Source organism: Bartonella sp. B10834G3, assembly GCF_016102505.1.
In the GTDB taxonomy this organism is placed as follows: domain Bacteria; phylum Pseudomonadota; class Alphaproteobacteria; order Rhizobiales; family Rhizobiaceae; genus Bartonella; species Bartonella choladocola.
Genome location: NZ_JACFOM010000001.1, coordinates 785,157 through 811,076, shown reverse-complemented (window position 1 = coordinate 811,076; position 25,920 = coordinate 785,157). Strand labels below are relative to the sequence as shown.

Below are 25,920 nucleotides of genomic sequence, written 5' to 3'. Positions count from 1 at the left end.
ACGTCACCACACTTATGCTCCATAAAAAACACTGCAACATGGTATTATTATGTTGCAGTGCCTGAAATTGATGAAAAACAAAAAGTTTTATTTATTTACATTTCTGTGCAGCATTCAGGGCTGCCGTAATTCCTTTCAGGGAATAGGTGTAGCTCGTATTTGTTCCACGTTGGGAAACAGCTTTGACAGAAAGATTGGAGCCATTTTTCATAGCTGCAACAAGCTGGCTTTCGGTTGCCGGCGAAGCTGCCCATGCCGATGAATCCTTGGTAAAGAATTCAAAATTCTTGCCGTCAACAGAAACGGTAACTTTATCCTTCAAGGCATAACCCGCCATGAATTGGGGTTCATATGTAACCGGATTACCGGCACGTTTGCTGACGAGGAAATAATTGTCGCCATGGTTGACCGATTTTGGTTCCGCAGTGATCGGGGCGGAAAGCACATAACATACTGTGTTGTTTCCGGATTTATAGGAATAGGCACCCCATGCATCGAATTGGTTGATGCGTGTTGGTGTTTGTGCCGAAGCAGTTCCGGCAATAGCCATAATCATGACAGACGCAGCAACAAAAGTTTTTCCAAACATCGTATACTCAGCTCACTTTTAATTTTCTATTGGCAAAGCCATGTGGCTTCAAACCGGCGATTTTCAAAAACCGGCATATCATTCTTGCAACATGCCGACAGTTGTTACATGCAATTTTGACTAGTTTATGGTTACCAAAAGGTGAAGTTTCGCGTAAAAATATCAATTTCTGCGGAAAAACTATTTTTTTGGCGTTTCAATCGGGTTTTTTTCCAATATTTTGCGGGCTGCCTGATAATGCGCGTCGGTAATGTGGGCGCGCACTGCGGAAATCGCAATTGTAAGGACTGCAATATCATCCGTGAAGCCGATAACGGCCAACATATCGGGGATAAGATCGAAAGGCATCACAAAATAGGCGAGTGCTGCAAGAAGAATGCCGCGTACACGTGTCGGTGTTTGAGGGTCGAATGCACAATAATAACTGGCAACAACATCTTCCATAAAAGGAATGTGGCCAGCCGCTTTGCGAACTGTTTTCCAGAAAGTCGCCCGTACTTTTGCAGCGCGGCTTTTTTGCGTTTCTTCTGATTCGGGCTTCAGAATTTTATCAATTGTTTTTTTATCCATCTTAAAATCCCATAAGGAAAAATGTTCTCAAAGCACGCCCCGTTAACAATGATAGAAGTAGGAAGGACGCATAATTTTACAAGTTTCCCGTTTCAGGAATCCTTTTTACGGGATATTCAGGAATTGACTTGTCAAAAGATATTTCAAAATTGAAGAGAGGAATTTCTTTTGTAAAATTCGGCGCTTGACTCTCATTTATATTCGATTCAATAATAGAACAAAACAAGAACATTGTGTGAGTCTTTTATGCCGGATATAGCCCAATTACGCCGCCTCATTGCCCGCATTGAAGGAAAGCCTGTCGCTTTTTCTACAGATGGCAAGAGGAAGGGCAAAGAAAAGCCTGTTCTTCCTGAAGGCTATTTTAATCTCGGTCACGAAACAGCCGATTTTATGGCCGGCCCATTTCCCTCTTATGCCTTGCATGAAGTTATTTCAGGGCCAGCCGCCATGAATAGTGCAACCGGTTTTTCTCTCGGTCTTCTCAAACGTAATGAAAAGGCGAATTGCCCTTTCATCTGGCTGGAAGAAGAAAGCACAGAAATAGAATATGGCATTCCTTATCCGGTCGGTATTTCTGCTTTCGGGCTTGATCCGGCGCGATTTATTCTGGTGCGTTGTCCGAAAGCCGAAGATGTATTGAAAGCGGCTGATGATGCATTGGCAACGTCCAGAGTGGGCGGTTTGTTGTTAAGCCTTTCGGGGGCTTGTCGGGCGCTTGATTTTACAGCCACCCGACGTTTGCATCTGGCAGCAGAAAAAGCACATTCGCCGGTTGTTCTGGTGCTTGGCAAAGAAGCATTGAAAAACAGCAACGCTGCCACACGTTGGCAAATCAAATCAGCTCCTTCTGAAAGTTCGGGTGCAAAAGCACCGGGGCTAACAAATTATGATGTCACGCTTTTGCGAAATAGAACCGGATATACCGGACATTGGTTGATGCAATGGAACATCCATGACCAGATTTTTACAAACCCCCAAGAAATACGGCACACACGGCCGGCTCTATTTGGCACTCGCTTTTCCTCGCCTGCCAATAGACCGTCTGAAGACGGTTTTGCCGCCTGAAAAAGCACCGGATTTCACAAAACCTTTTGCAATTGTTGGCCGTTCTGTTCACGGACTTAGGCTTGTTTGTGTCAATGAGGCGGCTATACATGCCGGCCTTTATCCGGGGCTTTCTCTGGTTCATGCACGCAGCCTTTGTGAAAGAATAGAAACAGTCAATGAAGCGGAAGAGGCCGACAAGGACTATCTTCAATATCTCGCCCGAAATGCCGGACGGTTCACCCCTCTTGTAGCCTATAGCCTTCCCTTTGGTTTGATACTCGATGTAACAGGCTGCGATCATCTTTTCGGGGGGCCACAAAAAATGCTCGAAAAAGTGACCGCTTATTATAAGGGGCTGGGGCTTGAGACACTCTCTGCACTGACAATAACACCGGCAGCCGCACGGGCTTTTGCCCGTTTTGGTGTCAACCGTTTTGTCACAAAAGAAGATTTTGTTTTAACATTGGATCGGCTGAAATTACCGGCACTTGAAGCAAAGCCGGATGTCCAGATGGCACTTCGCCGTGCCGGATTTTATTGTTTGAAAGATATTCAGGCGGTTTCACCAAAAGCTTTGGCTGCACGCTTTGGCGAAGTTTTGCCTGCCCGCCTTGATGCGCTTTATGGAAAAAGACAGGAACCGCTTTCATTCATAAACCCGCCTCCATCCCTTTATTTGTCATTACGTTTGGAAGAGCCGTTGATTGATGTAACAATGGTTGAAAAACAGTTTTTTGTTCTGGCAAAAGAGTTTTTCAAGCGTCTGACGAAGCTCGGTCTGGGGTGTCTGATGATAAACATCATCCTTTATCGGGTTGATGGACATATTGACCGGATAGGCATTGAGACCGGTCGCCCTTTGAGCGACCCCGTACAATTCCTGTCGCTTCTTGAGGAACGGCTGAAAAGCTTGAAGACACCGCTTGATGCGGGATATGGCTATGATACTTTGGCTCTTTCGGCAAGTCGTTCCGCTCCCCTTCGCCCCCTTCAGACAGAGCTTGTCAATGACGATCTCGAACCGGCAGAAATCGGGCAACTGGTTGATCGGCTTTCAACCCGTCTGGGGGCAGATCATGTTCTGGTTGCCGGTAGCAAAGAAAGTCATATTCCCGAATATGCAGCTTTTTGGGGGGTAGCGCAGCACCATAAACCGCACACCGAAGCTTTGAAAGCTTTGGATGCACAATTGAAGGCACAAGGATTTTCTCCTCTTCATTCCAATCCGCCAGAACGGCCTATCAGGCTTTTTTGCCCGCCACAGCCTATTGATGTCATTGCCGCTTTGCCGGATGATCCGCCAGCTTCTTTTCGCTGGCGAAGGGTTATCCATAAAATCCGCCTTGCCGAAGGGCCTGAACGTATCAGTGCGGAATGGTGGAAACATTCGGGTCCCGATCGTGATTATTATCGCGTGGAAGATGAAAATGGCGAACGTTTCTGGATATTCCGTTATGGCGAATATCCGAAAACCAAGTGGTTTCTGCATGGATTATTTGCCTGAAATTTTTCAGTTTCCAGAAGTTTTAAAGGCAAGTTTACGCATTATGCGTTGGTTTTTGTTCTCTACCAGAAAGTCCGGTTTTTTGAAAAACTTGTCTTTACGTCGGGCAAAAAAATCTTTCCGCCAAGAAACGACCGGACAAAATAAGGCGTCAACATGTTTGCATTGTCTGTAAGAAGCAATTTTTCGTTTTTAAAAGGCGCTTCCCATCCCGAAGAGCTGGTGGGCGAGGCGGCACGTCTCCACTATGCCGGCATCGGCATTGCCGATGAAAACACATTGGCCGGTGTGGTTCGCGGATTTGCCATGGCACGGGAAGTTTTAAAACTTGACCCTTCATTCCGCTATCTTGTCGGTTGCCGGCTGGTGTTTTCGGATGGAACGCCGGATCTTGTTGTCTATCCACGAGACAGAAAAGCTTATGGCATGTTGTGCCGGATGTTGAGTGAAGGAAAAGCAAAATCCGGCGAAAAAGGAGCCTGCCAATTAAAGTTTGAAGATTTTTTGTTTCGTGCGCGCGGTTTCCAGATCATTGTTACAGATGGCGAAAAACTGGAAGACACGTTGAAAAATTTGCAACAGGTGGCAAAGGGGCAAGTCTTTCTGGGTTTGCCGATGAATTTTACCGGCAAGGATGCCCGCTATGGCGAATATCTGGCAACAATGGCCAAAAACTTTAACGTCGGCCTCATTGCTGCTGCCGATATTCTCTATCACAGTGAAGAAAGGCGCATTTTACAAGATATTCTGACAGCAATCCGCCTTCATAAAACAATTGACGAAGCCGGATTTGTGCTTCAAGCCAATAGCGAAAAATATCTGAAGCCGGTGAAAGAAATAGAACGGCTTTATCGGAATTTTTCCGGAGCAATCAAGACGCAACAGGATTTTGTAGCTCCCATTTCCTTTTCACTTGATGACCTTTCCTATTCCTATCCGGACGAGCCGGTTCCTGCCGGTAAAACGCCCCAATCCTATCTGGAAGAATTGACCTGGAAAGGCATGGCTGAAAGGTTTCCAAAAACAGCTTATGACAGTGTAAAACCACTTCTGGAAAAAGAATTGAAGCTTATCAAGAAGCTTCGCTATGCTCCTTATTTTCTGACTGTTTATGACATTGTCAGTTTTGCAAAATCACAAGGCATTCTTTGTCAGGGGCGCGGTTCGGCCGCTAATTCGGCAGTATGTTTCTGTTTGGGCATTACCAATGTCAATCCGCAACAGATTGATCTGTTGTTTGAACGGTTTATTTCCGAAGAACGTAACGAGCCACCCGATATTGATGTCGATTTCGAGCATGAGCGGCGCGAAGAAGTGATGCAATATATCTATCGCCGTTATGGTCGCCATAGAGCTGCAATTGTTGCAACGGTCATCTGTTATCGCAGTCGCAGTGCCATTCGTGATGTCGGCAAAGCTTTGGGCTTGAGCGAAGATATTATAGGAGCGATTGCCTCGACTGTCTGGGGCACGTCCGGTAAAAAAGTGAGCGATGAAGAGATTGCTCAAAGAGGACTCGACCCGACAAACCGGATGATTGGTCTGACGGTACGTCTTGCTCATGAATTGGTCGGCTTTCCAAGGCATTTGTCACAGCATGTCGGCGGTTTTGTTTTGACTGAGCAAAGGCTTGACGAAACCGTACCGATCGGCCCTGCTGCCATGAAAGACCGCAGCTTCATCGAGTGGGATAAAGATGACATCGACACTGTCAAATTGATGAAGGTCGATATTTTGTCTTTGGGGATGTTGACCTTGATCCGCAAAGCTTTTGATCTTTTGAAACGTCATAAAAATATCAGCCTTGGCTTGCATGATGTGCCGCGGGAAGACGAAAGCGTCTATAAAATGTTGTCGAAAGGCGATTCAATCGGAGTTTTTCAGGTTGAAAGCCGGGCACAAATGAACATGTTGCCGCGATTGAAACCGAAACAATTTTACGATCTGGTCATTGAAGTGGCTATTGTCCGCCCCGGCCCGATACAGGGCGATATGGTGCACCCCTATTTGCGCCGTCGCAACCATATGGAAAAAGTTGTTTATCCCTCACCTTCACCACAATTCGGCCCGCCTGACGAATTGCAACGTGTTCTGGGGAAAACCTTGGGCGTGCCACTTTTTCAGGAACAGGCAATGCGCATTGCCATAGAAGCCGCCAAATTTACTCCCGATGAAGCCAATCTTTTGCGTCGTGCCATGGCAACATTCCGGCGGGTTGGAACCATTCATACCATGCAGGCAAAAATGGTCGAGGGAATGGTCAGGCGAGGTTACAAGCGCGATTTTGCCGAAAATTGTTTCAAGCAGATTGAAGGTTTCGGTGAATATGGTTTTCCTGAAAGCCATGCCGCAAGCTTTGCCCACCTTGTTTATGTTTCGGCTTGGCTCAAATGTCATCATCCGGAAATTTTCGCGACTGCTCTTCTTAATTCCCAACCTATGGGATTTTATGCCCCCGCCCAGATTATTCGGGATGCCCGCAATCACGGTGTCGAGGTTTTGCCAGTCGACGTCAATCATAGCCATTATGACCATTGTCTGGAAAAAAACGGCAATGGTTTTTCTTTGCGATTGGGATTTCGCCAAATCAGCGGTTTTGCCATTGAATGGGGAAAAAGAATCGAACTTCAACAGGCCGAAGGGTCGTTTTCTTCGATTGAAGAATTGCATCGTCGGGTGGTGCTACCAAAACGCGCCTTTGAACTTCTTGCCGATGCCGATTGTTTCTTAAGTATCAATAAAGAGCGGCGCTCGGCTTTATGGGCAGTGCGCCGTTTGCCCGATCATGGAAATTTGCCATTATTTGCGGCAGCACAACAATCCGATCTCGGTGAAGAAGAGCCGCTTATCTTTACGCCGATGAAATTGAGCGAACATGTTATTACCGATTATGAAACAACGCGACTGTCGCTCAAAGCCCATCCGGTCAGTTTTTTGCGAAATGACCTTGTGAAAAAGGGTGTGCTTACCTGTCATGAGGCAATGGAAATTGCAGGTGGATCTTCTGCAACAATAGCCGGTATTGTTACAGTCCGGCAAAAGCCCGGCAGCGCCAAAGGTGTGGTCTTTTTGACAATGGAAGATGAAAGCGGCATTGCCAATATTGTTGTCTGGCCAAAAATAATGTTGCGCTTTCGCCGCGAGGTCATGGGGGGAAAACTCCTATTGATAACAGGTAAAATACAACGCGATTCTTCCGGTGTTACCCATCTTGTTGCCTCCCATATAGAAGATAGAAGTATGGACATTATCAATCTGAGCGAAATTCCCGAACATTTTGCAGCAATTGAAAGCGAACCTGTGGCCCGCCATCCCCGTCAGTTCCGTGCTCTGCCAAAATCCCGCGATTTCCATTAAAACTTTCGTCCAACCCGTCTTCGATAATGCTACTGTCTTTATATCTGCGAAATATCTGCGAAATTTTAATATTTGAGAAATTTCGCTCCTGCTTTTTGCAGGATTGAGAGAAAACCATTGTCATGACTTGAATAGGTGAAAGTCCGTTTATCGGTTAATCTTCAATTCTTCGGTTTTTCATGATGGGATATTGAAGAAAAAAATGTAAGTTTTTTATCATATTAGAAATGAATATTTTATATAAAATTTCAATTTTCTAATTATTATAATTTTAAATAAATTTGTTTTATTTATTTAAAATTTTAATTAACATATATAATTATTGTTATATTTAAGTTATTTTTCATATTGACGTTATTTTTAATTGTAATGAAATTTAATTTTTTAATAATTTTATTATAGGTTAATTATCTTTTCAGGTAAAATCGGAATACCGCAAATTTATATAAATGCGGTTACATAAATCCGGTTTGCCTCAAGCATTGTAGTGCAAATGTTTTGAATTATGGTGCAGGCAATTTTCTGTTTCTGATCGAAACATTCAAAAACTTGCACCGGCACTAAAACCACTTCTTCTCATAAATTTTATTTGTTTTCTGAAAAATTCAGGAAGATTGTTATGATGTTTTAAAACGGATGAATGTGTAGTGGCACAGACCATCATAGTCACAAATGATAGTCTTTTACTTCATCAATATTTCATGCAACATATTCAGTAATATTGGAACATTTCAGAAAATAATTCAGGCAACGGCTGCAAGTCGCTCGTTTCCCAAACGATAGGAAACTGCTTCGGCAAGATGGCGTTTGGTAAGATGCGTCTCACCGTCAAGATCGGCAATCGTACGAGCAACTTTCAGGACACGATGGTAGGCGCGCGCTGAAAGGCGCATTTTTTCGCTTATCGTTTGTAATAATATTGTTGCGGCACTATCAAGAACAGCAACTTTTTCGATCAGATTTGCAGGACAATCGCCGTTGGTGCGGATTTGGGGTATTCCCAGTTCTGCATATCTTTTACTCTGTATATCTCGTGCTTTTCTAACGCGCTCGGCGACAATGCGGCTTGGTTCGGCTTCTGCCGGTTTGATAAGTTCAAGTGCCGATAAGGCCGGCACATCAATACGCAAATCTATGCGGTCGAGTAATGGTCCGGAAATGCGTGCCTGATAATCAAGCTGGCATTTCGGGCCTTTGGCGCAAACATGCCCCGGTTCTCCTGCCATACCACAACGACAAGGGTTCATGGCAGCTACAAGCTGGATACGCGCCGGATAGCTGACATGCCGGTTGGCACGCGCAACAACGCATTCTCCGCTTTCAAGCGGCTGGCGCAAAGAATCGAGAACCTGTGGCGAAAATTCGGGAAACTCGTCGAGAAACAACACACCATTATGGGCAAGTGAAACTTCACCGGGGCGCGCTTTAATGCCACCGCCGACCATAGCGGCCATGGATGCCGAATGGTGGGGCGCACGGAAAGGCCGATGAATGGAAACAGAACCGTTCGTTGTTTCTCCGGCAATCGAGGCAATCAGCGAAACATCAAGAAGTTCACGGGCATCGAGCGGCGGTAAAATGGAAGGTAAACGCTCGGCCAACATGGATTTGCCAGCTCCGGGAGGGCCGACAAACAACAAATTATGGCGTCCGGCAGCGGCAACTTCGAGTGCACGTTTGGCGGCATTTTGCCCCTTTATGTCGGCAAGATCAGGCAAATTATTCTGAACAATATATTGGCGTGGCTGTGGCGGCGAAAGAAATTGCGAACCTTTGAAATGATTGACCAGAGCAAGCAAACTTGAAGGAGCTAAAATGTCGATGTCGGATCCTGCCCAGGCGGCTTCCGGCCCACATTTTTCGGGGCAGATCAGCCCCTTATCGGAAGCGACAGCGGTCATGGCTGCGGGCAAGACACCGCTCACCGGTGCGATAGAACCATCCAGCCCCAATTCACCCATGACAACGTATTTTTGCCCGATTTCAGGGGGTAAAAGCCCCATTCCGACCATAAGCCCGACGGCTATCGGCAGATCATAATGCGAACCTTCTTTGGGTAAATCGGCCGGTGCAAGATTGACAGTAATCCGTTTGATCGGCATGGATAAACCACAGGCATGAAGTGCTGCCTGCACGCGTTCGCGACTTTCTGCAACCGCCTTGTCGGCAAGGCCGACAATCGACATCCCCATTTTACCATTGGCAATCATAACCTGAACATCAACAGGTAAAGCGTCAATGCCGGAAAAGGCAACAGTCGTAATACGTGCAACCATTTGTCTTGTTCTCATGTGAGTTGTATCAAAATGAGACAACCATTATTTTTAGTGAAAATCAAGAACATTTCATGAACAAATAATAAATTTATAGTTGTTTTTATATCCTGTTGAAAATTGACGCTTAACACTTCCTTGACGAAAATGAAGCAAAATCATGTTTGGTTGTGTATGAATAGACAAGAACCTATGGTATCGAAGAAAAAGACATATTTAAAACATCAGGTGATGTTTGTCTGTTGCCGTCGGCAAAAACGTGGAATCGGAACTATGGGGCGCTATATTCGGTGAATAAACGGGTCAATTTCAGAGTTTTGCGATAAAGAGTTAAGTGTTTTGGTAACAACGAGTACAAAGTCGAGGTTGAAGAGGGGAAGCGCTTTTGTCGCTTTCGGAGCCTGTTTTGCACTCGCTTTTTCTTACCCGCAAGCAGCAACTGCTTTTGATCTTTTCGGTATCCATTTATGGGGAAAGAAAGACCAGACCGACAAAAATTCCGACGTTATCGGTGTTCCCAAACATTATAAAGTTAAAGTGACCAATGCTCCGAATGCACCGGAAGCGGGCGTAAAAATTGTCAAGGCAGCGTCTTCACTTGTCGAGGATGAAGATAAAGCTGCCTCCGGTTCTGCAGGACTTTTGGCCAAAGCGCGCGGTGATTACAGGAAAATTCTGGCAGCCCTTTATGCCGATGGTTATTACGGGGGAACAATCAGCATTGCTGTAAATGGCGCAGAAGCAGCCAATATTCGACCAGATACAGAATTGCCCGACCAATCCGACATTGTCATCACAATTGATACCGGACCGCAATATCATTTCGGTGTTGCAAGCGTTCATGATCTCGCGCCAAAAACCGACGACAAAAAAGACAAAGTTCCTCTTCCGGCCGATTCAGGATATGCGTCAGGGGATGTTGCAAAATCGGGTTCGGTCTTCAAGGCGGAACAGCTAGCCATCGAGGGCTGGCGCCAGCAGGGTTACGCCAAGGCTAGCGTAAAAAATCGTGATGTGGTTGCCGATCATGCCAGTCGCACTGTCGATTCCAATATCGAGGTTCTGCCCGGTCAAAAGGCACATTATGGTCCCTTGACAGTTAAAAACGTCAGCGAAAAACCGCGCATGGATTCAGCCTATGTTGCATGGATGACAGGATTAAAAGAGGGGCAGGAATATGACCCCGATGATATTGCCAAGGCCAATAAGCGGCTTGCGCGGCTTGATGTATTTCGTGCTGCCAATGTAAGGGAAGCAGACAAGATCAAGGCTGATGGCAGTTTGCCGCTCAATCTTACGGTGCAAGAACGGCCACTCCATCGTTTCGGCGTTGGCGGCAGCTATTCAACACTTGATGGCGCAGGCCTTGAAGCCTATTGGATGCACAGAGATCTGTTCGGTCATGCGGAACGCTTGCGTTTTGATGCCAAGATTAGCGGCATTGGCGGCAGTCAGGATGATTCGTATAATCCGAAAAATTTCAGTTATCTGTTAGGAACGACTTTCACCCGTCCGGGTATTATTACGCCTGACACCGATTTTGTCGCAAGCCTCAAAGGGCAACGTGAAGTTCTTGATAATTATACAACCACAGGCATTACTGGACAGCTCGGTTTAACGCAAATTTTTAGCGACGAATTATCCGGACGTCTTTATTTCAATGCCGCCCAAACCAAATCGGAAGACGATTATTTCGGCAATCGCGATTTTACAACAGTCGGATTTTTGGGAGGTTTGCTCTATGACAGCCGTGACAACAAATCCAATCCGAAACATGGTCTTTATGGCGAAGCTGTTCTGGAACCGATTTACGAAATTCATTATGGAAACTTTATCGGCAAGATGACATTGGAAGGCCGTTCCTATTTTTCACTTGATGCAAAAGATCGCTATGTCATTGCAACGCGGGCAAAGATCGGTTCGATCACCGGTCCGGAAGCGCGCGAAATCCCCTCCGATATGCTCTTCTTTGCCGGTGGCGGTGGTTCGGTACGTGGCTATGGCTACCGCAATATCGGTATCAGAACCGATACGCACGATACAATTGGTGGCCGTTCACTTGTCGAAGGGTCGGCGGAACTGCGCACAATGGTGACCGATACAATCGGTCTCGTCGGTTTTGTCGATGCCGGTGTTGTGGGGGCTGATTCCACACCGGATTTTTCCGAAAATACCAAAGTCGGTGCCGGTATTGGTGTTCGTTATATGACAGGGCTCGGACCATTGCGTTTTGATGTGGCAGCACCTCTTGATGGTGCGGTCGGTGACCCCGATCTCGGTTTTTATGTTGGCATAGGGCAGGCGTTCTGATGATGAAAAATTTTTCACTTTCAGCTTTTATGACCGCATTGTTCCTGATCTTTGCAGGCTTGACGGCAAGCTTTGCCGAGACTTCTTCACCCGCCGGTCATGATACGGCTGCGGCCGAAAAGTCGTGGGTTTTGTCATTTATTGAAAGCAAGATTTCCTCACCCAACCGGCAAATCCGTTTTGCCGATATTGAAGGGGCTTTGTCGTCGAATGCCACAATCGGCTCGATTACGATTGCCGATCGACAAGGCGTCTGGCTCAAGATCACCAATGCCAAGCTTGACTGGAATCGTTTGGCACTATTACGCGGACAAGTATCTATTAACGAATTGTCAGCCGAAAAAATTGATATTTTCAGAAAACCTTTGCCTGATACTTCGGCACCAAGCCCACAGTCCAAGGGTTTTTCTATACCGGACTTGCCAGTTGCAATAAGCATCAAATCGCTTGATGCAAAGACAGTTGCATTCGGAGAGCCACTATTCAATCTTCCTTCCGAAGTGTCGTTGCAAGGCGGTATAACCCTTGCCGATGGTGATCTCGCAGCCCGACTTGTTATGAAACGTCTGGACAAGCCCGGCAATTTCGACGTGTTGGCCGATATTTCCAACAGCACCAATAAGGCAAAAATCGATATTGAAGTCTCGGAGCCGGAAAACGGCATTGTTGCCAATCTTTTAAAAATAAAAAATCGCCCCTCTGTTGCTTTGATAGCAAAAGGCGAAGGACCGCTTGATAATTTCGAGCTTGGTCTTTCTATGAAAGCCGGTGCCGATCCGGTATTAAATGGCAAATTCAAGCTTCAGGGCACAGAAAGCGGAAAATCGATAAATGTTAACCTGTCGGGGCCAATTGTCCTTTTGATGCCGGACGAATATCGGGCATTTTTCGGGGCAAGGACAGAGCTTGAATTGGCAGCTTTGCTGAAAAAGGACGGCGGTTTTCGCCTTGACAAATTTTCGATCAATGGTGAGGGCGTTCATATAGCGGCAAATGCAGAAACATTGTCGGATGGTTTTTTGCGCCGTTTGGCGGTCAAAGCATCAGTCAAAGCGCAAACAGGTGAGGCAATTATTTTGCCTGTCGCCGGAGGCAAGACACGTGCCGATAATATAGCTCTTAATATTGATTATGGGCGCAATGAAAGCTCAATGTGGAGTGGGCAATTTATCGTCAATAATTTTGCAAACGAAAATTTCATTGCCCATGATATTACTGTTGATATGGGCGGGGATGCCGAAAATCTCGATGATGTGAATAATCGTCATGTCGGGTTGCAGATCAGCGGCGCAATCAACGGCATGGCAACGCCGAAGAGCAAGATTTCGGATGCCTTGGGAAAATTGGTCAATTTGAAAGTCGATGCCGATATTCTCGCCCGTCAGCCGGTGACTATACGCACTGTCAATCTTTCCGCTAACGGGCTCACTTTATGGCTGAAGGGGCAGGTCGAGAAGCTTCAATTCAAGGGAAATCTCGGCATTCAAGCCGATACATTGGAACCTTTGGCAATGTTAAGCGGAAAACCGCTTTCGGGGGCAGCCGATATTGAGGCAAATGGTATCATCGGCCTTGTCGGTGGTTCTTTCGATCTTGACCTTTCCGGAAAAACTGTGGCTTTGAAAACCGGCAATGAGACGCTTGATCGTTTGTTGGCTGGCGATGTAAGACTATCGGGCGGCCTCAAACGCGACGAAACCGGAATTACAACACGCCAATTTCAGCTTGGTAACAACCATATCAAACTTGAAGCCAATGGCAGCTTCTCGAGTGATGAAGCCGATATGGACTATCAGCTTGCGCTTTCCGACCTTAATCTTGTGAATTCCCGTATGCATGGAGCCGTTGAATTGCAGGGTGCTGCCCGTGGTCATAACCGTCTTGTTGCTTTAAGTCTTGGGGCGAAGATAAAAGAAGCAACTTTATCAGGCCAGAAAATGCAGGATACGGCAATTTTTGCCAATGCCGTTCTTGATAACACCTCTCCTGTCGCCACTTATTTGAGCGGTTCTGTAGACGGTACCGGCTTTTTCGGGGGCGAGAAACTCAAGCTAAGCGGAAGTTTTTCCGATAATGACCGGTTCAAAAGTCTGAATAATCTCGACATTCTCGTCGGTGAAACCCATGTGAACGGTAATCTGAAGCAAAATCTTGAAGGACTGATTGACGGCAATATCCATATCGATGCACGCGATATTTCAACATTGAGTGCGCTTTTGCTCACCGACGGTCATGGCAGTATGACGGGTGACTTTAATTTAAGCGAAAGTGAAGGAAAACAGAGCGGTCGTCTGAAAGCCCACGTCGACAAACTGGTTTTTGGTGAAAATCATGTTGAAAGCCTTGATATGAATTTGACGCTCGATGACCCGAAAGGCGCTTTCCGTGTCAATGGTTTTGTCAATGCTTCGGATATTCGTGCTGCCAATTTTGTCGTCAATACGATAAAAGCGACAGCAAAAGATATGGATGGAAAAACCGCTTTCCAGGTTTCTGCGGATGTCCAGAACAATATCAAGGCCGACCTTTCCGGTCTCTTGATCTACCCTCCAGCAAACGGGGATGAAGTGCAAAACGGTCAAGGGGATAATCGGCGGCTGACGATCGCGCTGGATTCTTTGAACGTTACGCAGGATACGGTTCATGCAAAGCTTACAAATCCGGCTTCGGTGATTTTGTTTGACGATAGTTATCGGATTTCGCCTTTGATATTGGATGTCAATGGCGGGAAATTTTCGATTAAAGGCGATGGCGGAGCAAAACTTGATTTAGAGTTGCAAATGGATCATTTGCCCGTTTCACTTGCCAATCTGGTAAAACCGGATATTCGTGCAACCGGTACTTTAACCGGTCAAGCCGATATAAAAGGAACGCCGGATACACCTGATGTTGCCTTTGATATGAAAGGCGAAGGTCTGTCTATCGGCCTTCTTAAAGACAAAAAGATCGCACCATTTGCACTTGATGCCAAAGGGAGAACCAATGGCAAATCGGTCAATGTTGATACAAGAATTTCCGGTTCCGGTCTTGATGTTGAGGCCAGTGGCAAAGTACCGCTGGATGCAGGAAATCTCGATCTTGATATAAGCTTGAAAAACTTGCCCGTTGCTCTGGCAAATGGTTTTGTTGCCAATCAGAATCTTGGTGGAACCGTCTCCGGTCACGCCCACGTCGGCGGACAGTTGAAAGCACCGACGGCAACATTCAATCTTTCAGGCCAAGGCTTGAGAGCCGATCTGTTGGCAAAAAACGGCCTTACGCCAATCAGTTTGAATGCTCAGGCGCGTTATGAAAATAATGTTCTTAATCTTGAACAATTCACTGCAAATGGTGCGCAAGGGCTTAATATGTCGGCAACTGGCCGCATTCCGGTCAAAGGCGACGGCATTGATCTTCATGTCAAGGGTGCTGCTCCCTTGGCAATTGCCAATCAATTCCTTGCCGAACGTGGAACGCAAATTTCCGGCACGGCAAATGTTGATGCGACAATCAGAGGTTCCTTCACAAAACCGGAATTGAATGGTCGTTTTGCTCTTGCAAATGGTACTTTTATTGATCCGCAAAGCAATTTGCGCCTGAACAATATTGTGGTTGATGCCGGTTTGAGTGGCGAACGTATTGTGCTCGATCGTGCCACCGCCTCATCATCTGCTGGCGGCACAATTTCTGCCAATGGTTCTATCTCGACAGATTTTTCTGCCGGAATGCCCGCCGATATGACCGTTCGCCTCAATCACACACGCTATAGCGATGGCGAAATGGTTGTTGCTACCGTTGATGGCTCTTTAACAGTGACGGGTGGGCTTTTAAATAATCCGGTGATTGGTGGTGATCTTACAATCGAAAAGGCTGAAATTACCGTTCCGGATCGTTTCGGTGGAGCAGCTCTGATTGATGTCAAACATAAACATCTTACAAAAGATATTGAAACAACGCTTGAACGCGCAAAAATTGATACCGGTAGACAGAAAGTTGCAACGACGCCCGCAAAACCTTCCGTTGTCCAGTTGAAATTGCATATCCGTGCACCGAACCAGATTTTTGTTCGCGGTATGGGGCTTGATGTCGAATTGGGTGGTGAAATCGGTTTGTTCGGTCCGGTCAATGATATTCATCCTGTCGGCGGTTTCCAGATGTTGCGGGGCCGGTTTGAAATTCTTTCACAACGCCTCACCTTCACAGAAGGAACGGTGACACTCGTTGGCAATCTCAATCCTGAAGTCAATTTTGTTGCGACCACGCAAGGAAGTGACATTACGGTGACGGTAACCGTTAGCGGTACGATCAATGCGCTCAATGTTTCCTTCACTTCGGTTCCTGTTTTGCCTCAGGACGAAGTTCTCGCCCGTTTGATTTTCAACCGTTCGATCAGCGAACTGTCACCATTCCAGATTGCCCAACTTGCGTCTGCTGCTGCTGAACTTGCCGGTGTTACCAACACGTCGCTTCTCGGTTCCTTACGGTCGACTACCGGTCTCGATGATCTTGATGTTGTGACCGATAAACAGGGGAATACCGGTGTTAAAGCCGGTCGCTATATTCGCGATAATATCTATCTCGGTGTCGAAGCCGGTTCGGGTGGCAACACTAAAGGCACAGTCAATCTGGATATTTCCAAAAACTTGAAAGCCAAAGGCGCACTTGGTGCACAAGGCGATTCAAGTGTTGGTGTTTTCTATGAAAAAGATTATTAAAACGAGGAATATTGTTTTTGCCGGAAATGGCCTTCCGGCGTTCGTTTCATCGTCACTCACAACGCGTAAGGAATCATGATGCCCCGACTTTTTGCCGCATTGGAAGTGCCGCATGATGCCGCATTGTCCTTGTCACTGTTGCGTGGCGGTTTACCTGGTGCGCGTTTCATCGAAGTCGAGGACTATCATATTACATTGCGCTTCTTCGGCGATATGAACAACGAGATGGCTGACGAACTCGTTCACGCACTTGATCACATTGAAAGAAAGTCTTTCAATTTGCGCCTCAAAGGCATTGATGTTTTCGGTTCAAAAACACCGCATTCGATTTATGCAAGTGTAGAACCATGTGAGGAACTCTTGCTTTTACAAAGCGACATTGATCGTATTGCCAAAAGACTTGGGCTCAAATCGGATAAAGGAAAATATATTCCTCACGTGACAGTTGCTCGCCTCAAACAGGTGAAGCTTGATGATTTATTGCCCTATCTTTCTTCACATGGCCATTTTGAAACGGGGTATTTTCCGGTTAACCGCTTTGTGATGATGTCTTCACATGAGTCAATTGGCGGAGGGCCTTATATTGTTGAAGAGCATTGGCAGCTCGACCGACAGCCTTCCTCTTTTGAATGAAGAAATTTTATAATTTATCGGAACCGGAACTGAATCTGAAACCGGAACGGCATTGCGGTTTATAAACACGATCGACGCGCGAATGTCGGCCTTGAGTGGCAAGTTCCTACTTTTTGTGCCTTGACAGTTTCGACATCAATTTTGAAACAAATGATGTTTTACGAAGCATTTCCTGTTCAAAGCGTTTTCTGTCGTCAACCGTCAAGATTTGATCGAGAATCTGTTTTCCAAGTTTATTCCTGTCGATCTGTTTGAATTTGTAACAGAGTTCCTGATAGGCAAAGGGGCTCAATGCATTTTTGTAATCATATCCTGTGCGGGATTTTGTCGCTTGCAATTCACGCGCAATTGTCTGCAAAATCTCGACAATTTCACCTTGTCTGTTGCTGGCATTCATAATCGAATTTTTCCGGTTGATACGATAATATATCAATCGTTCCCAGACCACAGAAAGCGTTTTCGCGTTCAATAGCGTGTTGAAATAAAACGGCATATCCTCGAAAATAAGACCTTCAGGAAAACGTGCATTTATTTTTTCGATGAGTGAGCGTTTGGTGATCTTGTTCCATGCGACAACAAATGAATCATAGGAAAAGATTTTTTCAGGCTCAATTTCCTCAAGAGAAAAGGAATGATGTGTTCCTCTGAACTTTTTGAACAATGGAAGTGCGGTCTGGTTGTCTTCCTCGGTGATATTGCCGGTTTGGTCATCAAGATAGGCTGTTTGACAATATACAATATCGCAATCGTATTTTTTTGCCGGTTCATAAAGCTTTTCATATGCATCCCGACGAATTTTATCGTCCGAATCAAGAAAAGCAATGTAATCACCGGTTGCGAGAGGGATTGCCGTGTTTCTTGCCGCACCCAAACCACCATTTTGCTTTCGGATAGCGGTAATTCTTTTATCGCGGGATGCATATTCGGCAATAATCTGACGACTTTCATCAGTACTGCCGTCGTCAACAATAATAATTTCCAAGTCTGTGAAGGATTGTGAGACAACGCTGTCAAGGCATTCACGCAGCCATGGAGCAACGTTATAAACCGGTATAATAACTGATATAGCTGGAGCCATTCTTATTTGCCGTAAAGAGGAATTGTATTAAAAAGATAAACATATTCTCTGTGGCGTGGTTTTCTCACGACAATAAGAGGCAAGCCGAAGATATAATATTTCACACCAAAACTTTTCCTTTTAACGCGATATAACCATTTGGGACAGGATGATGTCACTTGTTGGGGAATACGTCCTTGCTTCAGCTTCTCCAAATAAGTCAGGCGCCCTGTTTTCAGCCATTCCATATCTTCTTCAGTTCGCCAACTTGCTTTCCACCAATGAATACTGAAATTATTTTTTGTAAGGCAGTTATCACTGAATTTTTCGCCATAGCGGAACGGGTAAAATGTTTCTTCCGGGTATATGATTATATCCGATAATCGGGTTATTTTGGAAACGCGACGACTATCAAATGGAGAAAAGTTATAATCCCTCTTCAGGATATATGTCATTATCTCTGGTAACAGATGCCGCGGTCCTTTGAAGATCTCGTTCTTTTCGTAATAATCAAGCATAGATTTTAGAAAAGGGTGGTGTTTCATACCTCCTATAACAGCACCATTTACCTGCGTAGGTGATTGAAAGCCTATAAACAAAGATTCAGATGTCAAAGGATCAAAACTTTTTGACGCAGTGACATCGGTATCAAGATAAATGCCACCATAATCATGCAAAACTTTGAGACGCACATAATCCGAGACATAGGCCCATAATTTGCGGTCATATACGGCTTTCAACCATTGGCATTGTTCAAGTGTTGCTTTAAAATCAAACCACTTGGATTTTTCTTCTCCAATTTTGATGATCTCATAATCGGGCATGGCAAGTTTCCAGGTCTGGATACAGGCATGGACATCAGCCGGCATATCATCACCAAACCAGACGTAAAAAAGACGCTTGGGCAATTGTGATGTTTTTTTCATCATGAACCTTACTTATCGACGGAAAAAATTGATTAGTCGTTTGGCGAAGTTGGTTTTTTGACCCGATATGTCAGCAGCTATTTCCAGAAGATAGTTTTTCTCGGATTCGTTCAAGCCAACAAAGGGCGATTTTATAAATTTGCGGGCCATATCTTTTCTTCCCCATTTGATATGCTGCTCGGCAATTTTTTTCAATGTCGGGGATATATCAAGGCGATAAGGCAGTTTGGATGCGATCGCAAAAATTTTTGCCAGTACGGTCATCCGGTCATCATTGTTGGCTTTCTGTTTGGCAGGAAGAGCGCAAACCGAATTCGGATTATCGCGATTATAAAAATAATATTCATCGGGAACAAAAATCAACTTTTCGGCTCCGTTTAGCGCCTCGAAATTGAAAAGAATGTCTTCGGCAAATCCGTTATAACCTTTCTGCTCAAGAAATGAGATTTCACGGTTCATCAACGAAGAACGTCTGTAGATTTTCCCATGAACTGCGGGAAAAAATATCTGGCATAACAGTTCGTTTTTTTCAACAGGTTCAGTATAAAGAGATTGGTGATAGTCTTCTCTATAGGAACACTTGTCATGATGGACAATCGAATGATTGGTAAAAGCAATATCGGCGTTGTTTCTGTCGCTTGCAGCAACAAGGACGTCTATAAATTTTTCAGAAATCCAATCATCAGAATCCACAAAACAGAGATAATCTCCCGTTGCCAGTCTAATGCCGGTATTTCTGGTTTTTGTTATGCCTTGATTTTTTTGATGAAAAACGCAGATGCGTGAATCTTTTTTAGCATATTGGTCACAAATTTCTCCAGACCGATCCTTACTTCCGTCATCAATTACGATAATTTCCAAATTGGAAAAAGTCTGATTACAAATTGATGCAAGTGTTTTTTCAATGAAATTTTCAACATTGAAAACCGGTACTATGACAGAAACTTTTACCATTTTTCTTATTAATTCCTTAAGTGCCGCGCAAGAAGATATGCGTTATCAGAGCTGTTATCTCAAATAAGCATCATATGTAAACATATTGGCGTAAATGTAGCAAAAATTAGAGTCCATCATCTGTCATGCTATTGTCATGCTATATATTATTGCTTTATTCTGATCGCCGTGCTGGAACGCTTACGAATGATTAACATCAGTTATCGTTAAAAATACTTCTAGACAATTACGATTAAACATGCAACCTTAAGTAGTATTTTGTTAAGAACAAAATTACCCATCTCATGTCCAATCACCAGTTGATTGCTTACCAATGTGCTATGATATATAAGTCGAAGCGAATCAGGAAGGGCCAAAAATTTAGTCAATTTTTCGCATCGTCACATATAAAATAGTAAAAAATCTGTAGCCGCGAATTGCTATAATTAAACATTGCTATAATTAGGCAAAGACGAAATTAACAACCATGAATAGCAAAAAAAATATTCAAAATTCCAGTATTGGTGGCGTTATGGATGTCTCTATTATTTGTGCAACGATAGAACGTCCGGATTTGGTAGAGCGGTTTATTAATTCGGTTAGAAAATTTTATCAGGATATTCCAATTATTATTGGGGATCAAAGTCGAGATCAAAAAAAACTGGAGTCTTTTTACAAAAAAAATAAAGCCCAATGTCTTCGATTGCCCTTTGATTGTGGTGTCGCCTATGCTCGTAATGAGTGTGTAAAGGCTGTAAAAACCAAATTCATACTTTTGTGCGACGACGATTTTGTATTCACTGACGAAACAGATATCAATATTCCGCTTCAAGCGCTGAAAAAATTTCCGGAAATCGGAATTGTCACGGGTGCAGTCATTGACCATCATAAAGCGGGTAGCTCGGTATATTTTCAGAAACGTTATTATGAAAAATTCATTTATCTTGATAAAGAAAGAAAGACATTTTGCTCCGTTCCTATTTCTTATATAAAACCACACATATACGAAACGCCAGGGCATACCTTTTTTCAATGTGACATTGGCCTGAATTTTGCCGTCATGCGTAAAGATATTTTTAAAGACGGTATTGAATGGGATAGTCGCTTCAAATGTAACGGCGAACACGAAGATTTTTACTTGAATTTGAAATATAACAGTCATTGGAAGGTTGCTTACACCCCGGAATTCTATTGCAATCATGAACATTTGAGCAATTCAACTTATGTAAAGTTGCGGGATCGACAGGACGGATGGCTTGAATTCGGAAAGAAATGGGGAATAGAACAGCATCTGGAATTCGGATATGGTTTGCGTAATATGAGTTCTTATTTATCGGGTGACCGGCATAGAGAACTCATAACATCAGCAGAAAGCCTGCCAATTTACAAAGAACGATACATGCGTATATTTCCTAACGGGGATTGTGTTGCAAGTGATGTGATGAATGTCATTTCGGCTGAATATAGCGCCGATGAGCTTGTTTCTTCGATCGGAGTCTCGTACAAGGTACTCATAAAAGATTATCACAAGTTTCAAAATGCAAGATCTACGATTACGTGGAAAATTTTTAGACCGATGATGCGGCTTGAAGGAACTATACGCAAGCTATTAGGGAAAGTTACATCCACATGACTGAATTGGAAAAGAAAGCGACGATCATTATATGCACATGCAATCGTGCACGAAGTTTGAAACGTACATTGGATTCCTTTTTTTCTATTTATAGCCAACCTCTTGTCGAGGTTCTTGTTGTTGATAATAATTCGTCAGACGACACAAAGAATATATGCCTGGGTTATAAATCTCAAGGTGTGAAATATTTGTTCCAACCTGTGGTAGGGTTGTCTCACGCTCGCAATTTCGGTTTGGAACATATGGATCGCGATATCGCCATCTTTGTTGATGACGATGTAACGTTTCGAGGTGGTTGGCTTGAAAATCTTCTTCTTCCGTTCCAGCGAAATGATGTCGGAGTTGTAGGGGGAGAGCTATTGCCTGTTTGGGAAGTACCACGTCCTGATTGGCTTAGCGATCATCGGCTCGGAAATTATTCAGTATGCTTGAATTGGTCCAGTCAGACGAAAGAGATTGAAGGTGACGAGTGGCTTTGCGAGGGCAATATAGCATTTTGGAAGAGTGCTCTGGATGCAGCCGGTCGTTTTCCGGTAAATTTGGGGAGAATTGGTCCTATTCTTCTTTCGGGAGAAGGAGCAGTCGTTGATGTCATCCGTTATAACGGAATGAAAGCGGTTTTCTCCCCTGCTTCTGTCGTTGACCACCATATTTCAAAGGGGCGATTGTCGCCTAAATGGTTGGCTAAACGTATTTTCTGGCAAGGGATAACTCAAGGAGTAGTTGAGGAATATCTGAGACAGAAAATAGATTTTAACGGTATGAATCATGAATGGCGTGATTTGCGGTTGCCGACCGATATGAAAACATGGGCTTCTATATTCAATTCGTTACCGGACTCCAATTTTGAACAGCGACTGAACGAGTTATATGATTTAGGATATGCATTGCAACGCACAGGCTTTATAGACAATTAGGCTTCAAAAAAATAATTTGAAACGGTTGACGTCGGCTCGCTTTGACAATTAGCAAAACTGCATTCCTTATTTTTGTCAAAAATTTACAGCTTTTTTCTATATAAGTAGTTTTTGATATTTGTTAAAAACAGGTATCGAGAGTTAAGCTCAGACAGTGTTTCGAGAAGCCAGAGAGTAATATGTTTCTTAAATGACGGTTGTGGAAAAAATTATTCCTGAACAAAAATATATCAAATTGTTATTGTTCAAGGTGAATTTTCTGCAAATTACGGAAACTATTGAGTTAACATTTCTAGGCAAATTGCTCGGATCTCAATCCGATAAGCAGTCCAAATTTTCAAGAATATCCAATTAGCGTTTTTTGCTTTAAAAAATTATAATCCGATTAATCACGAATTTATACATGTCCTATCTGTTACACAGCTTTTGATTGAAGAACATTTTACGGGATTACGGCGCTATCTAAAAATAAACCAACTTCTATCCGAGATAACTTCTTTGGATAAGAAATTGGAACAGGATGTAATAAATCAACTCCAAAACTCGTATAAGTTTGTTGATAAAAAACTTGACCGCGTTTTAAGTAACGATATCGATAGCGAAAACGAATGCAAGCGTCAGCGTGAAAGGCTGATCGCCTTGATTACAAAAAATCACGATGCGCTGGCTGAATTGATGGATGAAATCACGGCAAAGGCAAATGTTACAGCTTTAAATTTAACAGAAGCATCCATTAAAATAGAAAGTGTTTCAGATAATGTATTTCATAATATATCAAGACTAGAGAGCATAGAAAATAATATAGATAAACTACTAAAGAATAACGAAACACATGACATAAATCAAAAACTTGATAAAATTTTCAATAAAATATCGTCTCTTGATAATGATGTAAATAAAAAAGAATATGTCATCAATGATGACAGAGTGGAGATTATAAAAAACCTTATTAAAGATGAACGTGCCCGCCATATTGTATTAAATATGGAGTTTGAAGGGGCCGATTTATCGCTTCGAATCGACGATTCGGATATTCGTGTGTTCAAGCAGATATTCGTGGATAACGAATATGACAGTTTAAATCTTCCCGAGACTGCAAAAACGATTATCGATTTGGGAGCCAATATTGGCCTCTCCGTGTTTTTTTTCATAAAGAAATTTCCGGATGCGCGCATCGTTGCGGTTGAACCCGATGCTGTCAACTTTTCGATTATGGAGAAAAATCTCGAAAAGTTTTCCAAATCTGTTTCTCTTTTGCAAGCTGCGATTTGGCCAACAGATGGCGAGGTGACACTGGTCACGGAGGATGACAATCATGCTTCACTTGGAGCCTGGGGGGTTCGCACCGAGGCATCAAACGGAAATCCTGCGCTTTCTGTTAAGGCAGTCAGTATTCCCACCATCATGAAACAATATGATATGGATTTTGTTGATATATTGAAAGTTGATATCGAAGGCGCTGAATACGAGCTTTTCGAGAAAAATTATGAAGACTGGATTGATAAAGTTGGTCTCGTTATTATTGAAACACATGATCGCTTCAAACCGAATTCGGAAGCGGTGGTGCGTAAAGCATTGAAAGGTCGCTTTGATGAACTTCCGATGAAGGGCGAAAACCTGTTTTTTAAGAAAAAGTAAAATCGGAACGATAGAATTTCCAGTATTACATCCTTTTGTTAAGTATTATTATTTGTCATGATTTTCATCGCTATTCAATTTGATAACTCGTTTATAAAAAACATGATCGTTAATTAAATATCCTGTTTCATAAATTCGATATGTAAATAAACATCATATATAATATACATTGATGATATAACTGCTATTTTAATTTACTGAACATCACGAATTAATATTATGTTATATTCTATAAACATGTAATATATTTAAAGCACTTTGAATGAATTATAAAACGTATGGGCATTTTTGACTGGAGATATAAAGCAATCTTTATATCGCGGTTGCGCTGCGTTTCGACATCTGCTAAATCACCCGAAGCTAAAAATCTTCAAGGAGTGCATAATGGCTGCCAAAGAATATATTATCAAGGATATCGGCCTTGCCGACTATGGTCGCAGAGAACTCGATATTGCCGAAACTGAAATGCCGGGTCTAATGGCCTGCCGCGAGGAATTCGGCTCCTCTCAACCGTTGCGTGGCGCCCGCATTTCCGGTTCGCTGCACATGACAATCCAGACAGCCGTTCTTATTGAAACTTTAAAAATGATCGGTGCAGATTTGCGCTGGGCTTCATGCAATATTTTTTCAACGCAGGATCATGCTGCCGCAGCAATTGCCGCAGGTGGTACACCTGTTTTTGCGGTCAAGGGCGAAACACTTGAACAATATTGGAGCTATACCGATGCTATTTTCCAATGGCCGGATGGCAAGCCTTCAAATATGATTCTTGATGATGGCGGCGACGCAACAGCTTATATCCTGACCGGTGCTCGCGCCGAAGATGGCGAGGATGTGCTTTCAAAGCCGGAATCAGAAGAAGAGGAAATCTTCTTTGCCCAAATCAAGAAACGCATGAAAGAAACGCCCGGTTTCTTCACCCGTCAACGTGATGCCATCAAAGGTGTGACCGAAGAAACAACGACAGGTGTTCATCGTCTTTACCATTTGCAGGAACAAGGACTCCTTCCGTTCCCGGCAATCAACGTTAATGACAGCGTGACAAAATCCAAATTCGACAACCGTTATGGCTGTAAAGAATCGCTGGTTGACGGTATCCGCCGTGGTACCGATGTAATGATGGCTGGCAAAGTTGCTATTGTTTGCGGCTATGGCGATGTTGGCAAAGGCTGTGCGGCATCCCTTTCTGGCGCGGGTGCACGCGTCAAAGTCACCGAAGTTGATCCGATTTGCGCCTTGCAGGCAGCTATGGACGGCTATGAGGTTGTAACACTTGAAGAAGCCGCTCCGACCGCCGACATTATCATCACGGCAACAGGAAACCGTGACATTGTTCGCCTTGAACATATGCGCGCAGTCAAGGATATGTGCATCATCGGCAATATCGGGCATTTTGATAATGAAATTCAGGTTGCGTCACTGAAAAACCTGAAATGGACAAATATCAAGCCGCAAGTCGACATGATTACATTTCCGGATGGAAAACGCATTATCCTTCTTTCGGAAGGGCGTCTGCTTAATCTTGGCAATGCAACAGGCCATCCTTCTTTTGTTATGTCGGCGTCTTTCACAAACCAGACATTGGCCCAGATCGAATTGTTCACACGTGGCGAGAATTATAAAAATCAGGTCTATGTTCTGCCGAAACATCTTGATGAGAAAGTTGCCCGTTTGCATCTTGATCGTCTTGGCGTCAAACTGACAACACTCTCGGAAGAGCAGGCAGCCTATATCGGCGTTTCGGTTGAAGGTCCGTTCAAGCCCGATCGTTATCGCTATTAAAATAGCTATTGCAGAACGTCGTTCATCTATATTGATTTTAAAGGTCGGGCAAAA

General features: G+C 44.0%; 16 protein-coding genes. 10 read left to right on the top strand and 6 right to left on the bottom strand.

All coding sequences use genetic code 11. The annotated features are described in order from the left end of the window. Positions 1-91: 91 nt before the first annotated feature. A complete protein-coding gene (locus H3S94_RS03465) occupies positions 92-589 on the bottom strand; it encodes an invasion associated locus B family protein (protein WP_077990360.1) in 498 nt (165 codons plus the stop codon). Between the two features lie 180 nt (positions 590-769). Next, a complete protein-coding gene (locus H3S94_RS03460) occupies positions 770-1,159 on the bottom strand; it encodes a YkvA family protein (RefSeq protein WP_077990362.1) in 390 nt (129 codons plus the stop codon). Between the two features lie 246 nt (positions 1,160-1,405). Here H3S94_RS03460 and H3S94_RS03455 point away from each other — a divergent pair, with 246 nt between their 5' ends. From H3S94_RS03455 to H3S94_RS03445, 3 genes are all read left to right on the top strand, one after another. After that, positions 1,406-2,227: an ImuA family protein gene (locus tag H3S94_RS03455; RefSeq protein WP_198240287.1), complete on the top strand. Its 822-nt coding sequence runs from the start codon at positions 1,406-1,408 to the stop codon at positions 2,225-2,227. Further along, the gene (locus H3S94_RS03450; RefSeq protein ID WP_198240286.1) at positions 2,115-3,713 is read left to right on the top strand and encodes a DNA polymerase Y family protein; all 1,599 of its coding nucleotides are present in this window, start codon (positions 2,115-2,117) and stop codon (positions 3,711-3,713) included. The genes H3S94_RS03455 and H3S94_RS03450 overlap by 113 nt, the downstream gene beginning before the upstream one ends. Positions 3,714-3,869: 156 nt before the next feature. After that, positions 3,870-7,070, top strand: coding sequence for an error-prone DNA polymerase (locus tag H3S94_RS03445; RefSeq protein WP_198240285.1), 3,201 nt, complete (start codon positions 3,870-3,872; stop codon positions 7,068-7,070). A gap of 743 nt (positions 7,071-7,813) precedes the next feature. Here H3S94_RS03445 and H3S94_RS03440 read toward each other — a convergent pair. After that, positions 7,814-9,346: a YifB family Mg chelatase-like AAA ATPase gene (locus H3S94_RS03440; protein ID WP_198240284.1), complete on the bottom strand. Its 1,533-nt coding sequence runs from the start codon at positions 9,344-9,346 to the stop codon at positions 7,814-7,816. Between the two features lie 363 nt (positions 9,347-9,709). Between H3S94_RS03440 and H3S94_RS03435 the strand changes: the two genes are divergently transcribed. The 3 genes from H3S94_RS03435 (at position 9,710) to thpR (ending at position 16,980) form a co-directional block, all read left to right on the top strand. Further along, the gene (locus H3S94_RS03435; RefSeq protein ID WP_198240483.1) at positions 9,710-11,653 is read left to right on the top strand and encodes an autotransporter assembly complex family protein; all 1,944 of its coding nucleotides are present in this window, start codon (positions 9,710-9,712) and stop codon (positions 11,651-11,653) included. Beyond that, the gene (locus H3S94_RS03430; RefSeq protein ID WP_198240283.1) at positions 11,653-16,347 is read left to right on the top strand and encodes a translocation/assembly module TamB domain-containing protein; all 4,695 of its coding nucleotides are present in this window, start codon (positions 11,653-11,655) and stop codon (positions 16,345-16,347) included. Before H3S94_RS03435 ends, H3S94_RS03430 begins: the two co-directional genes overlap by 1 nt. Positions 16,348-16,425: 78 nt before the next feature. Continuing rightward, positions 16,426-16,980: an RNA 2',3'-cyclic phosphodiesterase gene (gene thpR / locus H3S94_RS03425; protein ID WP_198240482.1), complete on the top strand. Its 555-nt coding sequence runs from the start codon at positions 16,426-16,428 to the stop codon at positions 16,978-16,980. Between the two features lie 106 nt (positions 16,981-17,086). Here thpR and H3S94_RS03420 read toward each other — a convergent pair whose 3' ends face one another. The 3 genes from H3S94_RS03420 to H3S94_RS03410 are packed head-to-tail and all read right to left on the bottom strand — an operon-like array spanning position 17,087 to position 19,917. Continuing rightward, a complete protein-coding gene (locus H3S94_RS03420; RefSeq protein ID WP_198240282.1) occupies positions 17,087-18,058 on the bottom strand; it encodes a glycosyltransferase in 972 nt (323 codons plus the stop codon). 2 nt (positions 18,059-18,060) lie between these two features. After that, a complete protein-coding gene (locus H3S94_RS03415) occupies positions 18,061-18,963 on the bottom strand; it encodes a glycosyltransferase (RefSeq protein WP_255520156.1) in 903 nt (300 codons plus the stop codon). Between the two features lie 12 nt (positions 18,964-18,975). Continuing rightward, a complete protein-coding gene (locus H3S94_RS03410; protein WP_198240280.1) occupies positions 18,976-19,917 on the bottom strand; it encodes a glycosyltransferase family 2 protein in 942 nt (313 codons plus the stop codon). Positions 19,918-20,383: 466 nt separating this feature from the next. Here H3S94_RS03410 and H3S94_RS03405 point away from each other — a divergent pair, with 466 nt between their 5' ends. The 4 genes from H3S94_RS03405 to ahcY all read left to right on the top strand — a co-directional run bounded on the left by H3S94_RS03405 (position 20,384) and on the right by ahcY (position 25,866). After that, positions 20,384-21,529 (top strand): glycosyltransferase, encoded by a 1,146-nt coding sequence (locus H3S94_RS03405; protein ID WP_198240279.1) that lies wholly within the window; start codon positions 20,384-20,386, stop codon positions 21,527-21,529. Further along, positions 21,526-22,446 (top strand): glycosyltransferase family 2 protein, encoded by a 921-nt coding sequence (locus H3S94_RS03400; RefSeq protein WP_198240278.1) that lies wholly within the window; start codon positions 21,526-21,528, stop codon positions 22,444-22,446. The genes H3S94_RS03405 and H3S94_RS03400 overlap by 4 nt, the downstream gene beginning before the upstream one ends. Before the next feature lie 510 nt (positions 22,447-22,956). Then, entirely contained in the window at positions 22,957-24,084 is a 1,128-nt protein-coding gene (locus tag H3S94_RS03395) for an FkbM family methyltransferase (protein ID WP_198240277.1), read from the top strand. Between the two features lie 384 nt (positions 24,085-24,468). Further along, a complete protein-coding gene (ahcY, locus tag H3S94_RS03390) occupies positions 24,469-25,866 on the top strand; it encodes an adenosylhomocysteinase (protein ID WP_210327962.1) in 1,398 nt (465 codons plus the stop codon). The last annotated feature ends 54 nt before the right edge of the window (positions 25,867-25,920 follow it).

What these genes read in the sequence shown, in the direction of transcription:
- H3S94_RS03465 (WP_077990360.1), bottom strand. Translation starts at nt 589, where the DNA reads ATGTTTGGAAAAACTTTTGTTGCTGCGTCTGTCATGATTATGGCTATT.
- H3S94_RS03460 (WP_077990362.1), bottom strand. Translation starts at nt 1,159, where the DNA reads ATGGATAAAAAAACAATTGATAAAATTCTGAAGCCCGAATCAGAAGAA.
- H3S94_RS03455 (WP_198240287.1), top strand. Translation starts at nt 1,406, where the DNA reads ATGCCGGATATAGCCCAATTACGCCGCCTCATTGCCCGCATTGAAGGA.
- H3S94_RS03450 (WP_198240286.1), top strand. Translation starts at nt 2,115, where the DNA reads ATGACCAGATTTTTACAAACCCCCAAGAAATACGGCACACACGGCCGG.
- H3S94_RS03445 (WP_198240285.1), top strand. Translation starts at nt 3,870, where the DNA reads ATGTTTGCATTGTCTGTAAGAAGCAATTTTTCGTTTTTAAAAGGCGCT.
- H3S94_RS03440 (WP_198240284.1), bottom strand. Translation starts at nt 9,346, where the DNA reads ATGGTTGCACGTATTACGACTGTTGCCTTTTCCGGCATTGACGCTTTA.
- H3S94_RS03430 (WP_198240283.1), top strand. Translation starts at nt 11,653, where the DNA reads ATGATGAAAAATTTTTCACTTTCAGCTTTTATGACCGCATTGTTCCTG.
- thpR (WP_198240482.1), top strand. Translation starts at nt 16,426, where the DNA reads ATGCCCCGACTTTTTGCCGCATTGGAAGTGCCGCATGATGCCGCATTG.
- H3S94_RS03420 (WP_198240282.1), bottom strand. Translation starts at nt 18,058, where the DNA reads ATGGCTCCAGCTATATCAGTTATTATACCGGTTTATAACGTTGCTCCA.
- H3S94_RS03415 (WP_255520156.1), bottom strand. Translation starts at nt 18,963, where the DNA reads ATGAAAAAAACATCACAATTGCCCAAGCGTCTTTTTTACGTCTGGTTT.
- H3S94_RS03410 (WP_198240280.1), bottom strand. Translation starts at nt 19,917, where the DNA reads ATGGTAAAAGTTTCTGTCATAGTACCGGTTTTCAATGTTGAAAATTTC.
- H3S94_RS03405 (WP_198240279.1), top strand. Translation starts at nt 20,384, where the DNA reads ATGAATAGCAAAAAAAATATTCAAAATTCCAGTATTGGTGGCGTTATG.
- H3S94_RS03400 (WP_198240278.1), top strand. Translation starts at nt 21,526, where the DNA reads ATGACTGAATTGGAAAAGAAAGCGACGATCATTATATGCACATGCAAT.
- ahcY (WP_210327962.1), top strand. Translation starts at nt 24,469, where the DNA reads ATGGCTGCCAAAGAATATATTATCAAGGATATCGGCCTTGCCGACTAT.